Annotated in this window: 1 protein-coding gene and 1 pseudogene; both read left to right on the top strand. The window is 61.5% G+C overall.

The window, feature by feature from the left end; translation table 11 throughout:
* Window positions 1–47 precede the first annotated feature (47 nt).
* Window positions 48–338: pseudogene (locus G6030_RS04875) on the top strand (Mu transposase C-terminal domain-containing protein); the annotation flags it as partial.
* On the top strand, window positions 338–1,150 hold the full coding sequence (locus G6030_RS04870; RefSeq protein ID WP_182612138.1) for an AAA family ATPase: 813 nt from the start codon (window positions 338–340) through the stop codon (window positions 1,148–1,150). The pseudogene G6030_RS04875 and the gene G6030_RS04870, both read left to right, overlap by 1 nt.
* Window positions 1,151–1,407 lie beyond the last annotated feature (257 nt).

Genomic DNA, 1,407 nt, shown 5'->3' with positions numbered 1-1,407 from the left:
CTTATAGCTGATCCCTCTACGGATCCGGGGGAACCTCAGCCTACGTCAAAGAGCAGGTCGTGATCCGGTACGACCCCCGCGACATCTCCGAGATTCATGTCTTCCACAAGAACCAGTACATCTGTAAGGCCGTGGACCCCGATCACGCATCGACCACCGTCAGTCTCAAAGACATTCAGCACGCGCGCGCAGCCCGCCGACGCGAGCTACGCGGCCAGATCACCGAGCGCATTGCCGTCGTCGCCGGCCACGAAGACCCCTCATTTCCGGCCCCGGCGGCACCGACCCCACCCGCCCGGAGGAAGACGAAGCTTCGCACCTACCTGGAGGATGACTGATGTCTCCGCAACGGTTTATCGCCACCAAACAGCACCGCAGATTCGTCGAGTTCGCCGACGCCGTACGCCGGCAACGCACCATTGGCATCTGCTACGGCCAAGCCGGGATCGGTAAGACACTGTCTGCCAGACGGTATGCGAACTGGCACAAAGCCGAGCGGCTCCTCGAGGAATGGGGACCACGCGATGACTCCGATTTCCCGATCTATGCCGCGCTGGCCAGAAAGCGAACAGTCTTCTACACCCCCGCGGTCCTGAGCACTCCGCGTCAGGTCAGAGACGATCTCACCGGCCTGACGGTCCAGGTATCTGCGTGCATCGACGAGCATCTGATCAACACCGGCGAACTGCAGACACGACCCAGGAACCTGCGAAAGTACGTCGAGCTGATCATCATCGACGAGTCCGACCGACTCAATGCCACCGCCCTGGAGATGGTGCGAGACCATTACGACCGCGACAACGTCGCCGTCATCCTCATCGGCATGCCCGGGATCGAGAAGAGATTCAGCCGCTACCCGCAGCTTTACAGCCGCGTCGGATTCGCACACGAGTACCGGCCACTGAGCAAAGACGAGCTGCGTTTCGTGCTCGAACGGCGTTGGCCCAAGTACGGCCACCCCCTCGATCCCGACGACTTCACCGACGCTCAAGCCCTCGCCGCGATCGCACGGATCACCCGCGGCAACTTCCGCCTCGTCGACAGACTGTTCACGCAGATGGAGCGCATCATGCAGATCAACGAGCTCAACACCATTACCGACGACGTCGTCGAAGCCGCCCGATCCACCCTCGTCATCGGCATCACCTGACACCGCCAAACGAACCTGCGAAATCCCGCCAAACGAAGGTGAGAGTCACACTGCTCTCGCTGTAGCGCAGGGTGGGTTAGCCAAGTTATGAAACGTCGTCTCTCCGGGTCTAGGGTGTATTGATACGCCGGATGCGGGGAGGGCCTTCAATGGCGGATCGGATTGGGACGCTTCTGAGCCGTTCGGGTGACGGTGGCGAGGAGGTGCTCATCGTCAGCCGTGGACCGTTCCCGCTCTGGTGGACACCCGGAGATGAG

The organism is Dietzia sp. E1 (assembly GCF_014145015.1).
Lineage (GTDB): Bacteria > Actinomycetota > Actinomycetes > Mycobacteriales > Mycobacteriaceae > Dietzia > Dietzia cinnamea_A.
This window is presented reverse-complemented; position numbering and strand designations above follow the sequence as displayed.

Excerpts from the sequence above, each read along its gene's own strand:
- G6030_RS04870 (WP_182612138.1), top strand. The coding sequence starts at position 338 with ATGTCTCCGCAACGGTTTATCGCCACCAAACAGCACCGCAGATTCGTC.